At 67.9% G+C, this 17,287-nt stretch carries 16 protein-coding genes and 1 pseudogene; 8 read left to right on the top strand and 9 right to left on the bottom strand.

The window, feature by feature from the left end:
* The first annotated feature begins 69 nt into the window (after positions 1-69).
* From LMA02_RS15835 to LMA02_RS15825, 3 genes are all read left to right on the top strand, one after another.
* Positions 70-1,425, top strand: coding sequence for a flagellar hook-length control protein FliK (locus tag LMA02_RS15835; protein WP_228906154.1), 1,356 nt, complete (start codon positions 70-72; stop codon positions 1,423-1,425).
* Positions 1,422-1,742, top strand: coding sequence for an EscU/YscU/HrcU family type III secretion system export apparatus switch protein (locus LMA02_RS15830; protein ID WP_228906149.1), 321 nt, complete (start codon positions 1,422-1,424; stop codon positions 1,740-1,742). The genes LMA02_RS15835 and LMA02_RS15830 overlap by 4 nt, the downstream gene beginning before the upstream one ends.
* 266 nt (positions 1,743-2,008) lie before the next feature.
* Entirely contained in the window at positions 2,009-2,743 is a 735-nt protein-coding gene (locus tag LMA02_RS15825; protein WP_228906148.1) for a PepSY-associated TM helix domain-containing protein, read from the top strand.
* Between the two features lie 104 nt (positions 2,744-2,847).
* Here the strand turns inward: LMA02_RS15825 and LMA02_RS15820 are convergent, their stop codons facing one another.
* From LMA02_RS15820 to LMA02_RS35570, 9 genes and pseudogenes are all read right to left on the bottom strand, one after another.
* Positions 2,848-3,873 carry an XdhC family protein gene (locus tag LMA02_RS15820; RefSeq protein WP_228906146.1) on the bottom strand — a complete coding sequence of 342 codons (1,026 nt, stop codon included), beginning with the start codon at positions 3,871-3,873 and terminating at the stop codon, positions 2,848-2,850.
* 236 nt (positions 3,874-4,109) lie between these two features.
* A complete protein-coding gene (locus LMA02_RS15815) occupies positions 4,110-5,510 on the bottom strand; it encodes an amino acid permease (protein WP_006751914.1) in 1,401 nt (466 codons plus the stop codon).
* Between the two features lie 220 nt (positions 5,511-5,730).
* Complete coding sequence (rqpR, locus tag LMA02_RS15810; RefSeq protein ID WP_228906144.1) at positions 5,731-6,387, bottom strand: response regulator transcription factor RqpR; 657 nt, start codon at positions 6,385-6,387, stop codon at positions 5,731-5,733.
* A 7-nt stretch (positions 6,388-6,394) separates the two neighbouring features.
* Positions 6,395-7,210, bottom strand: a complete 816-nt coding sequence (rqpS, locus tag LMA02_RS15805; RefSeq protein WP_228906143.1) for a quorum system sensor histidine kinase RqpS — start codon at positions 7,208-7,210, stop codon at positions 6,395-6,397.
* Positions 7,211-7,625: 415 nt separating this feature from the next.
* Positions 7,626-8,396: a ferredoxin--NADP reductase gene (locus LMA02_RS15800; RefSeq protein WP_228906141.1), complete on the bottom strand. Its 771-nt coding sequence runs from the start codon at positions 8,394-8,396 to the stop codon at positions 7,626-7,628.
* 227 nt (positions 8,397-8,623) lie between these two features.
* A complete protein-coding gene (locus LMA02_RS15795) occupies positions 8,624-9,271 on the bottom strand; it encodes a LysE family translocator (RefSeq protein WP_228906139.1) in 648 nt (215 codons plus the stop codon).
* 96 nt (positions 9,272-9,367) lie between these two features.
* Positions 9,368-10,183: an endonuclease/exonuclease/phosphatase family protein gene (locus LMA02_RS15790; RefSeq protein WP_228906137.1), complete on the bottom strand. Its 816-nt coding sequence runs from the start codon at positions 10,181-10,183 to the stop codon at positions 9,368-9,370.
* 5 nt (positions 10,184-10,188) lie between these two features.
* Positions 10,189-10,677, bottom strand: a complete 489-nt coding sequence (locus LMA02_RS15785; protein ID WP_228906135.1) for a hypothetical protein — start codon at positions 10,675-10,677, stop codon at positions 10,189-10,191.
* Positions 10,678-10,823: 146 nt separating this feature from the next.
* A pseudogene (locus LMA02_RS35570) lies at positions 10,824-10,904 on the bottom strand (nitroreductase); the annotation flags it as partial.
* Between the two features lie 178 nt (positions 10,905-11,082).
* Here LMA02_RS35570 and LMA02_RS15780 point away from each other — a divergent pair.
* The 5 genes from LMA02_RS15780 to LMA02_RS15760 all read left to right on the top strand — a co-directional run bounded on the left by LMA02_RS15780 (position 11,083) and on the right by LMA02_RS15760 (position 17,241).
* A complete protein-coding gene (locus LMA02_RS15780; RefSeq protein WP_228906128.1) occupies positions 11,083-12,063 on the top strand; it encodes an AAA family ATPase in 981 nt (326 codons plus the stop codon).
* Positions 12,064-12,203: 140 nt separating this feature from the next.
* On the top strand, positions 12,204-13,313 hold the full coding sequence (locus tag LMA02_RS15775; RefSeq protein ID WP_228906126.1) for an NAD(P)/FAD-dependent oxidoreductase: 1,110 nt from the start codon (positions 12,204-12,206) through the stop codon (positions 13,311-13,313).
* Between the two features lie 171 nt (positions 13,314-13,484).
* Positions 13,485-13,796, top strand: coding sequence for a high-potential iron-sulfur protein (locus tag LMA02_RS15770; protein WP_006751923.1), 312 nt, complete (start codon positions 13,485-13,487; stop codon positions 13,794-13,796).
* 191 nt (positions 13,797-13,987) lie between these two features.
* On the top strand, positions 13,988-15,295 hold the full coding sequence (locus tag LMA02_RS15765) for an MFS transporter (protein WP_228906124.1): 1,308 nt from the start codon (positions 13,988-13,990) through the stop codon (positions 15,293-15,295).
* Positions 15,296-15,612: 317 nt separating this feature from the next.
* Complete coding sequence (locus tag LMA02_RS15760; RefSeq protein WP_175662019.1) at positions 15,613-17,241, top strand: ABC transporter substrate-binding protein; 1,629 nt, start codon at positions 15,613-15,615, stop codon at positions 17,239-17,241.
* Positions 17,242-17,287 lie beyond the last annotated feature (46 nt).

The following is a 17,287-nucleotide window of genomic DNA, read 5'->3' as shown; positions in this document are numbered from 1 at the left end:
TTTGCCGGGGCGGCGATGGCCGCGTGCCCGGCTTCGCAACGATGTGGCTGAGGTGAGCAGGCTCCGATCATGACCGGTATCGACTCCGTTGCGGCCGCCCTGCTGGCGAGCCGCCTCGACAGCCTGCTGAGCGGCACCGTGTCGCCGTCGGCCGGCGGCGGGGCGGCCTCGCAGGTCGGCACGCCCGGCGCCGGCGCATCGTCCCCGGCGCCGGCGGGCGGCTCGCCCGTCGCGCCGCCGGCATCCGCGCAGACCGCGCTGTCCGACGTCGCGCTCGTGCTCGACGCGATCTCGCGCTCGGGTGGAGTCGCGACACCCGTGATCGCCGGGCGCACGCCGCTGCTGGCCGATCCGTCCGTGCTGCTGAGCGCGGCGGCCGTGCCGCGGGGCGGGCAGCTGGCAGCGGGTCCTGCCGCGCCTGTCGGCGCTTCTTCCGCTGCATTGCCCGCGTCCGACGTCGCGGCCGCGCGCGCGGCGTCGGACGCGTCGCCCGTCGCCGCGCTGCGCGCAGCGCTCGCGCAGGCCGTGAGCGAAAGCGGCCTCTTTTACGAATCCCATCTCGCGCAGTGGCTGGCCGGCCAGCGCCCGCTCGCCGCGCTGATGCGCGAACCGCAGGCGCGCCTCACGGCCGCGCCGGTGCAGCCGGCCCCGGATGCCGCGCAGCACGACGCGCCTGATGTGCTCGACGAACTGCTCGCGCAGCGTCTGCCGCTGCCGGCGGCCGCGCGTACGGCCGTGCAGCCGGGCGCACCCGCGCCGGGCGGTGCGGCCCCGCACGCGCCCGCGCAGAACGCGCCGGCGGCCGTCCGGCAAGGCATGGCGTCGAGCATGGCCGGAACGACCGACCCGCTCGGCGAGCATCCCGATGCGCGCTGGACGCCCGCGCGCGCCGAACTGGCCACCGCGTCGGCCGATCCGCAGGCGCAGGCATCGGCTGCTCCCGTGCATCCGGCCGCCGTGCCGATCGTGCGGCAGCAGCTCGATGCGCTGGCGACCGACCAGTTCCGCTGGGCGGGCGAGGCGTGGCCCGGCGCGCGGCTCGACTGGACGATCGAGCCCGACGATCCGGGCGGCCACGCGTCGCGCGGCGGCGACGACGCGGGGGACGGGATCGCGTGGCGCACGCGGCTGACGCTGACGCTGCCGTCGCTCGGGACGGTCGACGCGGAACTGGTGTTGAACGGCACGCAACTCGTCGCGCGGCTGCGCGCGAATTCGGCGGGCGCCGACCGGCTCACGCGCAACGAGGCCGCGCTGCGGCAGCGGTTCGAGGGTTCGGGGCTGCGGCTCGGCGGACTGTCGATCCGCGCGGTCGGCGACGAACCGGACGGCTTCGACCCGCTCGTCGCGCAGGGGGCCGCCGCCGCGTATGCGCGCAGCGCGGCTGGCGGCACGCCGGGCGCCGACGAGGAGACGCCGCGATGAGCATGGCGTCCCGCAAGCGCGCGGCCGCGCTCGTCTACGATCCGAAAGGCGGCGATGCCGCGCCGCGCGTGGTCGCGAAGGGATACGGCCTGCTCGCCGAGATGATCGTCGCCCGTGCCCGCGATGCGGGGCTGTACGTGCATACCGCGCCGGAGATGGTGTCGCTGCTGATGCAGGTCGATCTCGACGACCGGATTCCGCCGCAGCTTTACCAGGCCGTCGCGGATCTGCTCGCATGGCTGTATTCGCTCGATCGCACCGAGCCCGAGCCGGGCGACGCCGCGCCGCGCTTTCCGCTGCCGCCGCTGCGCCGCTGAGGACACGGCGGCCGGGTTTCTTGCGAACGGCTGTCGCTGTCTTTCGCGATCATTTCGCCGGTATTTTTCTTCTATTTCGAGGAATCGGCGCGCAATCCGCGCGCTTCATCGGCCATCGCTTGAATTTGTCGCCCGCCCGCCGTGCGCGGTCCGATTGAGCGGTCGCGTCATTTGTGTAATGATATCCATTCTCATTTTCATGTTACCCCGGGCGGCGCGCGTTTTCCGTGCGTCGCCCGTTGCTTTGAACGAATGGACATTCTCGCGTGAACGCGCCCGAAACGATCGCCCCGCCGCAGGCGGGCATGCCTCCCGCGGACGTCACCGTGCTGCATCCGGCCGCACGTCCCCTGAGCGACGTCGAACGGGCGGCGCGCCGCCAGCGTTCGCGCCGCGCGACCTTCATCAAATGGCTGCGCAAGGTGCACGGCTGGGTCGGACTATGGGGCGCGGTGCTCGGGCTGCTGTTCGGCGTGACGGGCGTGCTGCTCAACCACCGTGCGCCGCCGCTGAAGATCTCGACCGGCGAACCGCAGGTCGAGCAGATGCAGATCGCGTTGCCGGACCCCGTGCCGAAGTCGCCCGCGGCGATGACGAAGTGGCTGCAGCACGAACTGCACTTCGACGGCCGGCCGGGCCGCATGCGCAAGGAACCTGCGCAGCCGGTCGCCTGGGGCGACAAGCGCGTGATGCAGCCCGAGCACTGGCAGATGGGCCTGTTCGGGCCACACCAGAACCTGCAGGCCGAATACTGGGTCGGCAACGGCTACGTGTCGGTGAAGCGCACCGGCAACACGTTCCTGACGACGCTGAACAACCTGCATCGCGGCGTCGGCATGAATCTCGGCTGGGTGCTGCTGATGGACACGATCGCGGGTTCGCTGATCCTGTTGTCGCTGACGGGCGTGCTGCTGTGGACGGAGCTGAACAAGCGCCGCACGGTCGGCGTCGTGCTGGTGGCCGGCTCGGTCGCCGCGGCGCTTGCCGCGGGCCTTGCTTGACGCAACGGGCCTGAAGCAACGGTTGAAACGTGCCGGCTCGGTGCCGGCGCATGGTGCGCGCATCCGGCGCGACGGCCCTGCGCCGATGCCCGCGCCGTCCGGCCTCAGAGGCCGCAGGTCGCGCCGTTGTTGGCCGCGATCTCGCGGGCGGCCTTCGCACCCTCGACCTGCAGGATCGTCGGCAGCGACACGTTGTTCTTCGCGGCCGTGACTTCGGCGAGGATCGAGATCGCGATTTCCGGCGGCGTGCGGCTGCCGATGTAGATGCCGGCCGGCCCGTGCAACCGCGCCAGTTCCGCGTCGTTCAGGTCGAATTCGAGCAGCCGCTCGCGCCGCGCCGCGTTGTTGCGCCGCGAGCCGAGCGCGCCTACGTAGAACGCGGGCGTCTTGAGCGCCTCCATCAGCGCGAGATCGTCGAGCTTCGGGTCGTGCGTGAGCGCGATCACGGCCGAACGCGCGTCGAGCTTCATGTCGAGCACGGTGTCGTCGGGCATCGTGTGCACGACGCGCGTGCCCGGCACGTCCCACGCATCCGTGTACTCCTCGCGCGGATCGCAGACCGTCACCTGGTAGTCGAGCCCCACCGCGATCTGGCACAGATAGCGCGACAACTGTCCGGCACCGATCACGAGCATCCGGTAGCGCGGCCCGTGGATCGTCACGAGCCGTTCGCCGTCGAACGCGAGCCCGTCGGTCGCCTGCGCGGGCGACAGCGACACGCGCCCGGTCGCCAGCGTCATCGTGCGCGTGACGAGACGGCCGGCTTCCACCTCGGCGCACAACGCGGCAATCCCGCTGTCGCGCGTGAGCGGCTCCAGCACGAGCTGGATCGTGCCGCCGCAGGGCAGCCCGAAGCGGTGCGCTTCCTCGGCCGTCACGCCGTACTTGACCGCTTCCGGGCGCGCATCGGCCGCGATGCCGCTCGCATGCACGCGGGCGATCAGGTCGTCCTCGATACACCCGCCGGACACGGAGCCGACCACGAGCCCGTCCTCGCGCACCGCGAGCATCGCGCCTTCGGGGCGGGGCGACGAGCCCCACGTCTTCACGACCGTCACGAGCAGCACGCGGCGCCCTTCGTCGAGCCAGCGCGCGCTCGACTTCAACACGTCGAGATCCACACTTTCCATCGTCGTTCCCTCATTGATTGGGCGCATTATGACCCGGCCGCCGCAGCCTTGCTTGCCGTGCGCCGGCGCCTGGCCGATCGGTGGCGGGGATCGGGAGGATCGGTTCGGACGGCCGGTTCGGACCACCCGCTCAGGCTGCCCGCGCACGCTGCCCGCCGTGCCACAAATGCAAACGGCGCGCCCGCGAGGCGGGTGCGCCGTTGCAGCGGGGCGACGCAGCGCGTCGCCGCCGGAGGTCAGTCCGCGTGGCCGCGGGCGAGCTTCGAGTGGTGCCGCGAATACAGGAAGTAGATCACGAGGCCGATCACCAGCCAGATGCCGAACGCGGCCCACGTGACGGGCTGCAGGTTCAGCATCAGGAACAGGCACGCGCCGACCGCGAGGATCGGCACTACCGGCACGCCCGGGCAGCGGAACGCGCGCGGCAGCTCCGGGTGCGTGCGGCGCAGCACCAGCACCGCGATCGACACCATCGAGAATGCGGCGAGCGTGCCGATGTTGATCAGCTCGGCGAGCACGTTCAGCGGCACGAGCGCGGCGATCAGCCCGAAGAACAGGCCGACGAGCCAGGTCGTCAGGAACGGCGTCGCGAAGCGCGGATGCACGCGCGACAGCATCGCCGGCAGCAGCCCGTCGCGCGACATCGCGAAGATGATCCGCGTCTGGCCGTAGCTCATCACGAGGATCACGGTCAGCATGCCGAGCACCGCGCCGAGATCGATGAAGCCCGCGACCCACTTCTCGCCGGCGATCTGCAGCGCATACGAGATCGGGTGCGACACGTTCGCGTACTGGGCCGCCGGCACGATGCCGGTCGCGACCGCCGCGACCGTCACGTACAGCACCGCGCACACGGCGAGCGACGCAATGATGCCGATCGGCAGGTCGCGCTTCGGATTCTTCACTTCCTCGGCCGCCGACGACACCGCGTCGAAGCCGATGAACGCGAAGAACATCACGGCCGCCGCGCCGAACACGCCGTTCCAGCCGTGCGGCATGAACGGTTTCCAGTTCGCGGGCGTCACGTGGAACAGGCCGACCGCGATCACGAGCAGCACCACCGACACCTTGATGAACACCATGATGTTGTTGATGCGGGTCGACTCACGGATGCCGATCGACAGCAGCGTCGTGATCACCAGCATCACGAGGAACGCGGGCAGGTTGAACCACGTGACGACGCCGGGGATCGCGCCGGGCGCGGCCGTCAGCACGGTCGGCAGCGCGAGCCCGAAGCCCTGCAGCAGCGACTGCAGGTAGCCCGACCAGCCGACCGACACGGCCGACGCCGCGAGGCCGTATTCGAGCATCAGGTCCCACCCGATGATCCATGCGACGAGCTCGCCGAGCGTCGCGTACGAGTACGTGTAGATCGAGCCCGCGACCGGAATCGTCGACGCGAATTCGGCGTACGACAGCGCCGCGAGGCCGCACGCGATCGCCGCGATCACGAACGACAGCATCAGCGCGGGGCCGGCCTGAACGGCGCCCGTGCCGGTCAGCACGAAGATCCCGGTGCCGATGATCGCGCCGATGCCGAGGAAGGTGAGGTCGATTGCGCCGAGCGCTTTCTTGAGCCCGGCGCCATGCGCGCCGGCGATCATGCGATCGACGTTTTTCTTGCGGAAGAGGGACATTGCGGATGAGTCTCCAGCGCGCGCGAACGCGGCGGCGCCGAGTGAGGGAAAGAAAACCCGCAATTTTAGCCGATTTGGCGCGCAAGCCCCGCTGCGGTGCAGCGGCGCGCGGCGGAATCGTCCGATAAAACAAGCGCTTGCACGCAGCGTGCGGCGACCGGGGCCGGCCCGTGGCCGGCCGGCGCGGCGCGCGTCGCGCGATTCCGGTGAATCCGAGGGATCAGGCGCCGGACGCGGGCGCCATGTCGACGAGCCGGTTGCTCATCACGTAGAACGTCAGTTCTGCGTTGTTCGACAGCCGCATCTTCTCGAGCAGCCGCGACCGGTACACGCTGACCGTCTTCACCGACAGCGACAGCGTGTTCGCGATGTCGGTGAGGCGCTTGCCCGACGCCAGCATGCAGAGCGTCTGGTATTCGCGATCGGACAGCTTCTCGTGCGGCAGCGGTTCGTTCTCGAACGACACGTATTCGGCGAGCGCCTCGGCCATCGCCGGGCTCACGTACTTGCGGCCGGCCGCGACCTGCTGGATCGCGCCGATCATCTGCGCGGCATTCACCGTCTTCGACAGATAGCCGGACGCGCCGGCCTTCAGCGCGCGCACCGCGTACTGGTCCTCGCGGTACATCGAGAACATCAGCACCGGCGTGCCCGGCAGCTTGCGCTTGATGCGCTTGAGCAACTCGATGCCGTTGGTGTCCGGCAGCGAGATGTCGAGCAGGATCACGTCGAAGGTCTGGCGGTCGACGGCGGCCACCGCATCGCTGCCGGTCTCGGCTTCGGTCACTTCGCGCGCGACGCCGCGGTCGATCAGCAGGTGGCGGATCCCTTGCCGGACGATCGCGTGATCGTCCACGAGCAGGATGTTCAGGCTCATCGCGACCTCACGAAAGCGATGCGCGGCGCGCGGCGGCCGGCACGGCGAACAGCGAGTTCCACGCGAAGCGCGCGGTGACGCGCGTGCCGCGGCCCGATTCCGGCGCGCTCGTGTCGAAGCTGCCGCCGAACGCCTCGCAGCGTGCGCGCATGCCGGCGAGGCCGTAGCCGACACGCCGGCGGCGGGAGAAACCGGTCCCATCGTCAGTCACGATCAGGGACAGATGCGAGCCGTCCGTGTCGATCCGCACGTCGACGGACGCCGCGCGCGCATGCTTCGCGACGTTCGACAGCGCTTCCTGCGCGACGCGGAAGATCGCGAGGGCGCTCGCGCCGGCGAGCTGCGTGAGCCGTGCGTCGGCCGCGCAGACGAAACTCGTGCGCAGGCCGGTGCGGGCCGCGTGGCTGCCGACCCACGCCGACAGCGCGCCGACGAGCCCGCCGTCGAGCGCCGGCGTGTCGCGCTCGTCGATCAGGCGGCGGTTGGCATCGGTCGCGGCGTCGAGTGCCCGCTGCGCCAGTTCGAGCGCGCGCAGGCAGCCTTCAGGCGCATCGGCCGGCAGCCACGTTTGAACGTTTGCGAGCGCGAAACGGGCGGCGGTGAGTTCGGCGCCGAGCCCGTCATGCAACTCGCCGGCCAGATGGCGGCGGGCCGCTTCGTCGGCAACCATGAGTTGGGTGGACAGCGCCGCGATCCGGGTGGCGGACACGTCGCGTCTGGGCAGGGCTTCGGCCACGGATGCGGCGGCGTCGCAGCTATGCACGAGCGGCCGCGACGGGAACGGGGCGTGGGCGCCTGCGGGCGCGTTGAGCGACGTATCCATGACTCTCCCTGCTGTCAGAAAGCGGTTCAGACACCGGCTGGCTGCGTGGAATGGCTGCCGTTTCGATGACGGCCGCCGCCAGAAAGTCGCCCCATGCCGAAGTAACAAAAGTTACATCTTGTAACGTTTGAATCCGACCCTTCAATGACCGTCCGAGCAGCAACCGCGCGGGCCGAATAATATCTCAAAAATTCTGAAAAAGTCATGTCGGGCGGACATTTAAGGGTAAATGTGAATAATCGGAACGAAGCTGTTGTAGGAAAAACACCGACACGAAAGCACCGGGCCCGTCCGTATCAAAATGTAACTATTTGAGATGAGATGGTCCCAGTTTGTTACGAATTCGCCAAGTGGGGACGAAAAAAAACCGGAGCTTTCGCTCCGGTTTTTGATGCCGCACAAATTCGGGGATCGATCAGTCCACGAATGCGCGCTCGATCACGTAGTGACCCGGCGCGCTGTTCTTGCCTTCGACCAGGCCCGCCTGCTTCAGCAGGTCGGTCGTGTCCTTCAGCATCGCGGTGCTGCCGCACAGCATCACGCGGTCATTTTCCGGCGAGAACGCCGGCACGCCGAGATCCGTGAACAGCTTGCCCGTCGCGATCAGGTCGGTGATCCGGCCCTCGTTGTCGAACGCTTCGCGCGTGACCGTCGGGTAGTAGACGAGCTTTTCCTTGATGATGTCGCCAAGGTACTCGTGGCCCGGCAGGTCGTGCTTGATGAAGTCCATGTACGCCAGCTCGCCCTTCAGGCGGCAGGTGTGCGTCAGGATGACCTTGTCGAAGCGTTCGTAGATGTCCGGATCGCGGATGATCGACATGAACGGCGCGAGGCCCGTGCCGGTCGACAGCATCCACAGCGTCTTGCCGGGCAGCAGGTTGTCGGCGACGAGCGTGCCGGTCGGCTTCTTGCCGATCAGCACCGAGTCGCCCACCTTCAGGTGTTGCAGGCGCGACGTCAGCGGGCCGTTCTGGACCTTGATGCTGAAGAATTCGAGGTGCTCTTCGTAGTTCGGGCTGACGATCGAGTAGGCGCGCGCGAGCGGCTTGCCGTCGACTTCGAGGCCGACCATCGTGAATTCGCCGTTGTTGAAGCGCAGGCTCGGCTCACGGGTGCAGGTGAAGCTGAACAGCGTGTCGGTCCAGTGATGGACGGATTGGACGGTGGCGGTGTCGTATTTGCTCATGGCTTTGAAAACGGACGCGCGTAGCGAACGCGTGTAACGGGCCCAAAAACGGGCAAAAAAACCGAGTGCGTCGGCCCGATCGCGGATCGGCCGGCCGGCGCGTCGGACACGCGCCTTCTCGATGACAGACGTTTGAGGAACTGGTTATTTTACCCTGCTTGGGGCAGATGCGGGCTTGACCCGCCCGGCTGCGCGGATTTGGCGCAACGAATCATTTCAACTTGCTTTCAACGATCGGCCGCGAGCTTCGCGCCGAGACCGACGAGCGCGGCGCCGCACAGCGCGTCGAGCGGGCGCCGCACGCGCCGGTAGCCGCGCTGCGCGCGCGGGCTCGCGAACAGGAACGCGACGCACGAATACCAGCCGGCGGACAGCACGCCGATCGTCACCAGCACCGCGCCGTTGAACCACAGCGGCACGTGCGCGGGCAGCATCGCCGCGAACACGCTGGTCCAGAACGCGCACGATTTCGGGTTGGTCAGGCAGGTGAGCAGGCCGCTGCGATACGCGCGCAGATAGTCGCGCAGGTGCGGCGCGGCCAGCGGCGCGCTCGCATCCGCGGCGTCGGCCGGCGCCGCGTCGCGGCGCACGCCCGAGCGCAGCAGCTTGATGCCGAAATACACGAGATAGACGGCGCCGCCGATCCGGATCGTCTCGTACAGCCATTCGACCTGGTGCAGCACGGCCGCGAGGCCGAGCATCGCGAGCGTCGCCCAGGCGATCGATGCGGTGCCGACGCCGAGTGCCGACGCGGCGCCGAGGCTGCGCCGCCCTGCGAGCGACAACTGCGAAATCATGAAGAAGTTCGGGCCGGGCGTGATCGCCGCGACGAGGTAGACGACGGCGATTTGCAGCAGGATCGGGAGGTAGTTCATGACGGCGGGGCAGCGGGCGGGCGAAGCGTTACTGGTTACTGTAGCGCGCACCGTGCAACCGCGCTTGCGGCGTTGTGGTATCAGGGCGTCAGGACGTCACTGCGGATCGAGGCGCAGCCGCGCGATATACGGCAGGTGGTCGGACAGCCATGCGGTTTCGCCGGACGGTGCCTGCCATTCGAGCGGCGTCAGCCCGCGCACGAACATCTTGTCGAGCGCGAGCGCCGGGGAGAACGCGGGGAACGTGCGGCCGGACTGGCCGAGCAGCGTCGCGACCTCGGACATTCCGATCTCGCCGAACAACGCGACCGAATCGTTGCGCCAGTCGTTGAAGTCGCCGGCGAGCACGAGCGGGTCGTCGCCCGCGTTGCGCACGATCCAGTGCGCGATCCAGTGCATCTGGCGCAGCCGCGCCGCGCGCGTGAGCGCGAGGTGCGCGCACAGCAGCGTGACGGGCCGCGCGCCGGCGAGCGTCGCGCGCGCGACCAGCAGCCCGCGCCGCTCGAAGCGGTGCGCGGAGATGTCCCAGCGGCCGCCGAGGTCGAGCGGATGCGGCGACAGGATCGCGTTGCCGTGCCGCCACGACGGCTTGAACACGTTCGGCCCGAGCGCGATCTGCCAGTCGAGCGCCTGCGCGATCTCGGTGGCCTGACAGTGCCACACGTCGTCGACCGCGTCGTCGATCGGTGCGCCGAAGCCGGATGCAAGCATCGGGCGCGGCATGCGGCGCGCCATCGCTTCCTGCAGAAAATACACATCCGCGTGCGTCGATTGCATCCAGTTGCGCATCGCATTCCACGCGGTGAAGCCGAGCGGTGAGCGGCCCTTGTGCAGGTTCCAGCTGACCGCGGTGATTTCGTCGGGCGCGGCGTGCGGTTCGGCGAACGGCAGGGACAGGGCGTCGGCGGACATGGCGCTCAGTCCTTTGCGACGTGCGCGCGCACGCGGTAGACGAGGTGCGGATGCTGCTCGACGAGCGTCCAGTCGGTCCAGGCCTCGCCGCCGACCGACAGCCCCGGATGGCTCGCGACGATCTGCCGCGGCGACGCGGGCACGCACGGATCGCGGCGCGTCGCGTTTGCGTCGTCGAGGGTTTCCTGCACATCGAGCGCGAGCGACACCGTGTGCGCGGCGTCGTCGACGGTGAGCGGCGCGACCGTCACCGAGCGCGAGCGCTCGGTCGGCACGACGCGCGCGGCATTGCCACAGCCGACGGGCACGGCGGACGGATAGTGATGGGTGTCGGTGCGGGTTTGACCGACGGTGGTGCGCTGCTGGAACGTGTCGATCGTCTGACCGTCACGCACCACCTGGATCTCCCATGCGACGGCGGCCGGTGCGGGGCTCTGCGCATGGGCCGCGAGCGCGACGCTCGCGAGCAGGACGGCCAGGCCGTGTTTCAGCATGAAACTTCTCCGGAAACGCGGGGTAGCGGGGAATGGACGCACATCTTACGCCCGATCGATTTGGACGGTGGTGTGACAGGACGCGTCGCAGCGGGTTCGCAGCACGTTCCGGTCCTGATCGAAAGGTAGGTGCGCGTCACGCGTTTTCAAGCGAAAACGCGCGCGAACTCGACGACGCGCGCACGCTCGGTGACGAGGCGGTTTTCGATCGCGTCCGAATCGTGGCCAGGCCGGCGCGACGGCCGGTGAACCATCGATCATACGCCGCGCGGCGCGACGCTGCAGTGCGCGCGCGGTGTTAGCAGCAGACTCGGACGGCTGCTTGCTTGCGCGCCGATGCGGGATCGCTACACTGAAATCGTAAGGGTCTGATGGTCGTGTGGCGGCAGCAGAAGCGAGGTTGGTATGACGACGGCGATGGTGAAACAGGAACTGGCGGTGGCATCCTTCAGCACGGTGTACGACCTCGAGCAGGTCGAGACCGCGCTGAACGACCTGAACGAGAGCGCGAGCGATGCACTGCGCGCCACCTACGAGCGGATGCTCAAGACCGGCAATCTGCGCTTTTGCGTGAAGCCGAACCGGATGCCGTCGTTCGACGAACTCGGCGACGCACTGCCCAATTTCACCGAGCCGCTCGACGACGTGCGCAAGCAGGTCGCGCTGTGCCTCGAGACCGACGACCGGCTCGAACTGATGCCGATCCTGCTGCTCGGGCCGCCCGGCATCGGCAAGACGCATTTCGCGAAGGCGCTCGCGAAGCTGCTCGGCACCGCGTACCACTACGTGCCGATGAGTTCGCTGACGGCCGGCTGGATCCTGTCGGGCGCGTCGTCGCAATGGAAGAACGCGAAGCCCGGCAAGGTGTTCGAGGCGCTCGTCAACGGCAGCTATGCGAACCCGGTGATCGCGGTCGACGAGATCGACAAGGCCGGCAGCGACGCGCAATACGATCCGCTCGGCGCGCTGTACGCGTTGCTCGAGCACGACACGGCGCGCGCGTTCGTCGATGAATTCGCCGAAGTGCCGATCGATGCGGGCAACGTGATCTGGATCGCGACCGCGAACGAAGCGCAGACGATTCCGGAGCCGCTGCTGAACCGGATGAACATATACGAGATCGCCCCGCCGGATGCGGCCGGCGCGCGGCGGATAGCGCAGACGATTTACGACGAGATCCGCACGTCGCACGCGTGGGGGCGGCGCTTCCCCGACACGCTCGACGACGACGCGCTCGACGTGCTGGCCGCGACGCCGCCGCGCACGATGCGCCGCGCGCTGCTGCATGCGTTCGGCGCCGCGCGGCTCGACGGCCGCGACGTGATCGCACCATCCGACATCCGCGCCGACGAGGGGGCCGCGAAGCGCCGGCCGATCGGATTCTGAGCCGGCGGCGCACGGTTCGCCCCGGCCCGCACGCATCGCACCGCGCGCGTACATGCCGATACACATGGGTTGGGCAAGCGGGCGAACCGGGACGTACAATTCCTATCTCTCCCCTCGACGCGTGAGCGACGCGAAACGCCATGGAGCAGACGGATTGTGTGGTGATCGGCGCAGGTGTCGTCGGTCTTGCAATTGCGCGTGAGCTGGCCGCGCGCGGGCGCGAAACGATCGTGCTCGAGGCGGCCGACGCGATCGGCACGGGTACGAGCTCGCGCAACAGCGAGGTGATTCACGCGGGTCTCTACTACCCGCGCGGCACGCTGAAGGCGATGTCGTGCGTGCGCGGGCGCGAACTGTTGTACGAATTCTGCGAAACGCATCATGTGCCGCACCGGCGCATCGGCAAGCTGATCGTCGCGACGAGCGTCGCGCAGGTGAAGCAGTTGAAGGCGCTCGCCGCGCGCGCGGCGGAAAACGGCGTGCTCGACCTGATGCCGCTCACGCGCGCCGAGGCGCAGACGCTCGAGCCCGCGCTCGACTGCGTGGAGGCGGTGTTCTCGCCGTCCACCGGCATCATCGACAGCCATCAGCTGATGCTCGCGCTGCTCGGCGACGCGCAGCGCAACGGTGCGACGTGCGCGCTGAAATCCCCGGTCGAATCGATCGATGTGCTGCGCGGCGGCCGCTTCGTCGTGCGCACCGGTGGCGACACGCCGACCGAAATCGAGGCAGCGTGCGTGATCAACAGCGCGGGCCTCGGCGCGCAGGCGCTCGCGCGCCGCACGCGCGGCCTCGACCCGCACTGGGTGCCGCCGCTCTATCTCGCGCGCGGCAACTACTTCAGCCTGTCCGGGCGCGCGCCGTTCTCGCACCTTGTGTATCCGATGCCCGACCGGGGCGGCCTCGGCATCCACCTGACGCTCGACCTGGCCGGGCAGGCGCGCTTCGGCCCGGACGTCGAATGGGTCGATGCGCTGCGCTACGAGGTCGATCCGGCGCGCGCGCAGGCGTTCTACGCGTCGATCCGCGCATACTGGCCCGAACTGCCCGACGACGCGCTGCAGCCGGCCTACTCCGGGATCCGGCCGAAGCTTGCGGGGCCTGGCGAGCCGCCGGCCGATTTCATCGTGCAGGGCGGCGCGCAGCACGGCGTGCGCGGGCTCGTGAACCTGTTCGGCATCGAGTCGCCGGGGTTGACCGCGTCGCTCGCGCTCGCGCAGCGCGTCGGCGACATGACGTCAAACGCGTGACGCACACGGGCGGCGCCGGTCCGCACCCGTCCGGGCCGACCGTGCGACACCCTGTGCGAAATCCCTTATCTCCGGCATTTCGGCGCGCACATTTGTGCGCTTGGCGGTTATTCTGTCGAACGGCTGTCGACAGAACGGCTTTCAAACCAATAACGTTGGAGCGAGTCCCCCATGAAAACAACCCGTCGGAGTTTCCTGATCACGAGCATTGGCGCCGTGTCCGCGCTGGCGCTGTCGCGTGAAGCGCTGGCCGATGCGCCGATGCTGTCGGAAACCGATCCGACCGCCGTGGCGCTCGGCTACAAGGCCGATGCCACGAAGGTCGACAAGACGAAGTATCCGAAATACGCAGCGGGCCAGGATTGCGCGGCCTGCATGCTGTACCAGGGCAAGAAGGGCTCCGCTTCGGGCCCGTGCGGCGCGTTCCCCGGCAAGCAGGTGTCGGCGAAGGGCTGGTGCAGCGCATTCTCGAAGATGGGTTGACGTGCGCAGCGGCATCGTGCGGTGCCGCAATGTGGCGAAAACCGCGAAACGCCCGCCATCGGAAGATGGCGGGCGTTTTTTATGCTTGAAAACGGTTCCGTCGCTTTCTACACTCGCTGCACATCAGCGCGCCGCGGTACCTCCGCGCGCCGCACCGCCCGATACGGCGAATTCACGAGGACGAGGCACGCATGGCGACGATTGCGAATTCAACGAAAACGGCCCGGCCCGAGCGTGCGCTGAATCGCCGCGCGGTCGTGGCGGCGGTGATCGGCAACGCGCTCGAGTGGTACGACTTCACGGTGTTCGGCTTCATGACGGTCGTGATCGCCGAGCTGTTCTTCCCGACTACCAGTGAATACTCTTCGCTGCTGCTGACCACCGCGACGTTCGGCGTGGCATTCTTCATGCGCCCGATCGGCGGCATCGTGTTCGGGCTCTATGCGGACCGCGCGGGCCGCAAGGCCGCGCTGTCGCTCGTGATCCTGCTGATGACGGCCGGCATCTTCCTGCTCGCGATCGCACCGCCCTATGCGGCGATCGGCATCGGTGGCCCGCTCCTGATCGTGTTCGGCCGCCTGCTGCAGGGTTTCTCGGCCGGTGGCGAATTCGGCAGCGCGACCGCGCTGCTGATCGAAGCCGCGCCGTTCTCGAAACGCGGTTTCTACGGCAGCTGGCAGATGGCGAGCCAGGCGGCCGCGCTGCTGATCGGCGCACTGGTCGGCGCGGCGATCACGCGCGGGCTGTCGCACGACGCGCTGCGCAGCTGGGGCTGGCGCGTGCCGTTCATCCTCGGGCTCGTGATCGGTCCGATCGGCTTCTATATCCGCCGTCATCTCGCCGATTCCGAAGCATTTCTGCATGCGCAGCAAAGCGCGCGCCGCGCGACGCTCGGCGAAGTGTTCACGCGCTATCCGCGCGAGGTGCTGTGCGGGCTCGGCTCGGTGATCGCGCTGACGGTCACGATCTACGTGCTGATCAGCTATCTGCCGACCTTCGCGGTGAAGCAGCTGAAGCTGCCGTATGCGGAATCGTTCTACGCGGTGATCGTCGGCAATCTGTTGCTGATGGTGCTGTCGCCGATCGCGGGCGCATGGTCGGACCGCATCGGCCGCAAGGGGCTGTCGCTGTGGTCGCTCGTGCTGACGCTCGCGCTGATGTACCCGCTGTTCGCGTGGCTCGACGCCGCGCCGAGCATCGGGCGGCTGATCGCGGTGCAGGCCGTGCTGTCGGTGACGCTCGCGGGCTACTACGGGCCGTTCGGCGCGATGATCGCCGAGCTGTTCCCGGCCAACGTGCGCTCGACCGGGCTGTCGATCGCGTACAACGTCGCGGTGATGCTGTTCGGCGGGTTCGGGCAGTTCATCGTCACGTGGCTGATCAAGGCGACGGGCACGCCGCTCGCGCCCACCTATTACGTGATGGCGGGGCTCGCGCTGTCGATCGTCGCGGTCGCATTCGTGCCCGCGCGCAGCGCGGATCTCGACGCGCCGGCCTGAGCGCGCATCGCAGCGCGCGCACCGCATCGTTTCGAAGGCAGCAACGATGCGCGCGGCATGGCCCCAAAAACGGCGTGACGTGCCGCTACCTGCGCATACGAATTGTTTAGTTGACGAAGGAAACACGCGCCGGATCGGCGAAATGGCCGCCCGCGCGCGCAGAGGCACTTTTCGCGCGTGCCAGACATCCGCAAAAACCCGCGTGGATGCGTCTAGAAGAGTTTTTTCTCCAGCTTGTTGCAGAATCGATAGCTCAAGTAATATCCGCGTACCCGGCCCCTGGGGGACCGGTTCCGATCTGGAAACCTGGAGGAAACATGGAATACAACCGTCTGTTGCACACCCTGCGTGTTACCGCCATTGCAGGCGTGGCAGCGGCATCGCTCGGCGTCGCGGGTTCTGCATTCGCACAGATCCCGAACAAAACGCTCGTCTACTGCTCAGAAGGCAGCCCGGCGGGTTTTGATTCCGCGCAATTCACGACCGGCGTCGATTTCACGGCCGCCACGTTCACCGTCTACAACCGACTCGTCGAATTCGAGCGCGGCGGCACGAAGGTCGAGCCGGGCCTCGCGGAGAAGTGGGACGTTTCGTCCGACGGCAAGGTGTACACGTTCCACCTGCGTCATGGCGTGAAGTTCCACACGACCGACTTCTTCAAGCCGACGCGCGAATTCAACGCGGACGACGTCGTGTTCTCGTTCGAGCGCATGCTCGACCCGAACCAGGCGTTCCGCAAGGCCTACCCGGTGTCGTTCCCGTACTTCACCGACATGGGCCTCGACAAGCTGATCACGAAGGTCGAGAAGGTCGATCCGTACACCGTGAAGTTCACGCTGGCCGAACCGAACGCACCGTTCATCCAGAACATGGCGATGGAGTTCGCGTCGATCCTGTCGGCCGAATACGGCGACCAGCTGATGAAGGCCGGCAAGGCCGCCGACATCAACCAGAAGCCGGTCGGCACGGGCCCGTTCATCTTCCGCAGCTACACGAAGGACGCGACGATCCGTTTCGACGGCAATCCTGACTACTGGAAGAAGGGCGCGGTGAAGCTGTCGAAGCTGATCTTCTCGATCACGCCCGACCCGGGCGTGCGCGTGCAGAAGATCAAGCGCAACGAATGCCAGGTGATGAGCTATCCGCGTCCGGCCGACATCGCGACGCTGAAGGCCGACTCGGGCATCGACATGCCGTCGCAGCCGGGCTTCAACCTCGGCTACCTCGCGTACAACGTCGAGCACAAGCCGGTCGACAAGCTCGAGGTGCGTCAGGCACTCGACATGGCGATCAACAAGAAGGCGATCCTCGAATCCGTCTATCAGGGCGCGGGCCAGGCGGCCACCGCGCCGGTGCCGCCGACCCAATGGTCGTACGACAAGAACCTGAAGATGCCCGCGTACGACACCGCGAAGGCGAAGGCGCTGCTCGCGAAGGCAGGCTTCCCGAACGGTTTCGACATCACGCTGTGGGCCATGCCGGTGCAGCGCGCATACAACCCGAACGCCCGCCTGATGGCCGAGATGATCCAGGCCGACTGGGCGAAGATCGGCGTGAAGGCGAAGATCGTCACGTACGAGTGGGGTGAGTACATCAAGCGCGCGCACACGGGCGAGCAGGACACGATGCTGATCGGCTGGACGGGCGACAACGGCGACCCGGACAACTGGCTCGGCACGCTGCTCGGCTGCGAGGCGATCAAGGGCAACAACTTCTCGCACTGGTGCTACAAGCCGTTCGACGAGCTGGTCCAGAAGGGCCGCACGACGACGGGCCAGGACGCGCGCACGAAGATCTACACGCAGGCTCAGCAGATCTTCGCGCAGCAGCTGCCGTTCTCGCCGATCGCGAACTCGACGGTCTACCAGCCGGTACGCAAGAACGTGGTCGACATGCGCATCGAGCCGCTCGGCTATGCTCGCTTCGACGGTGTCGGCGTGAAGTAATACGGCCCGTGTAAGCTGTCTGCATAGATCGAGAAGGCACTATTCA

The organism is Burkholderia sp. B21-005 (assembly GCF_020843965.1).
GTDB classification, from domain to species: Bacteria; Pseudomonadota; Gammaproteobacteria; order Burkholderiales; family Burkholderiaceae; genus Burkholderia; species Burkholderia ambifaria.
Note: the sequence above shows the minus strand (reverse complement) of the source record. Positions and strands in the feature narration are given on the sequence as shown.

Bases quoted from the DNA above. Each gene is read 5' to 3' on its own strand.
- rqpR (WP_228906144.1), bottom strand. From the start codon at position 6,387: ATGAGCCTGAACATCCTGCTCGTGGACGATCACGCGATCGTCCGGCAA.
- LMA02_RS15830 (WP_228906149.1), top strand. From the start codon at position 1,422: ATGAGCATGGCGTCCCGCAAGCGCGCGGCCGCGCTCGTCTACGATCCG.
- LMA02_RS15780 (WP_228906128.1), top strand. From the start codon at position 11,083: ATGACGACGGCGATGGTGAAACAGGAACTGGCGGTGGCATCCTTCAGC.
- LMA02_RS15775 (WP_228906126.1), top strand. From the start codon at position 12,204: ATGGAGCAGACGGATTGTGTGGTGATCGGCGCAGGTGTCGTCGGTCTT.
- LMA02_RS15790 (WP_228906137.1), bottom strand. From the start codon at position 10,183: ATGTCCGCCGACGCCCTGTCCCTGCCGTTCGCCGAACCGCACGCCGCG.
- LMA02_RS15800 (WP_228906141.1), bottom strand. From the start codon at position 8,396: ATGAGCAAATACGACACCGCCACCGTCCAATCCGTCCATCACTGGACC.
- LMA02_RS15795 (WP_228906139.1), bottom strand. From the start codon at position 9,271: ATGAACTACCTCCCGATCCTGCTGCAAATCGCCGTCGTCTACCTCGTC.
- LMA02_RS15815 (WP_006751914.1), bottom strand. From the start codon at position 5,510: ATGTCCCTCTTCCGCAAGAAAAACGTCGATCGCATGATCGCCGGCGCG.
- LMA02_RS15765 (WP_228906124.1), top strand. From the start codon at position 13,988: ATGGCGACGATTGCGAATTCAACGAAAACGGCCCGGCCCGAGCGTGCG.
- LMA02_RS15770 (WP_006751923.1), top strand. From the start codon at position 13,485: ATGAAAACAACCCGTCGGAGTTTCCTGATCACGAGCATTGGCGCCGTG.
- LMA02_RS15760 (WP_175662019.1), top strand. From the start codon at position 15,613: ATGGAATACAACCGTCTGTTGCACACCCTGCGTGTTACCGCCATTGCA.
- LMA02_RS15785 (WP_228906135.1), bottom strand. From the start codon at position 10,677: ATGCTGAAACACGGCCTGGCCGTCCTGCTCGCGAGCGTCGCGCTCGCG.
- LMA02_RS15820 (WP_228906146.1), bottom strand. From the start codon at position 3,873: ATGGAAAGTGTGGATCTCGACGTGTTGAAGTCGAGCGCGCGCTGGCTC.
- LMA02_RS15835 (WP_228906154.1), top strand. From the start codon at position 70: ATGACCGGTATCGACTCCGTTGCGGCCGCCCTGCTGGCGAGCCGCCTC.
- rqpS (WP_228906143.1), bottom strand. From the start codon at position 7,210: ATGGATACGTCGCTCAACGCGCCCGCAGGCGCCCACGCCCCGTTCCCG.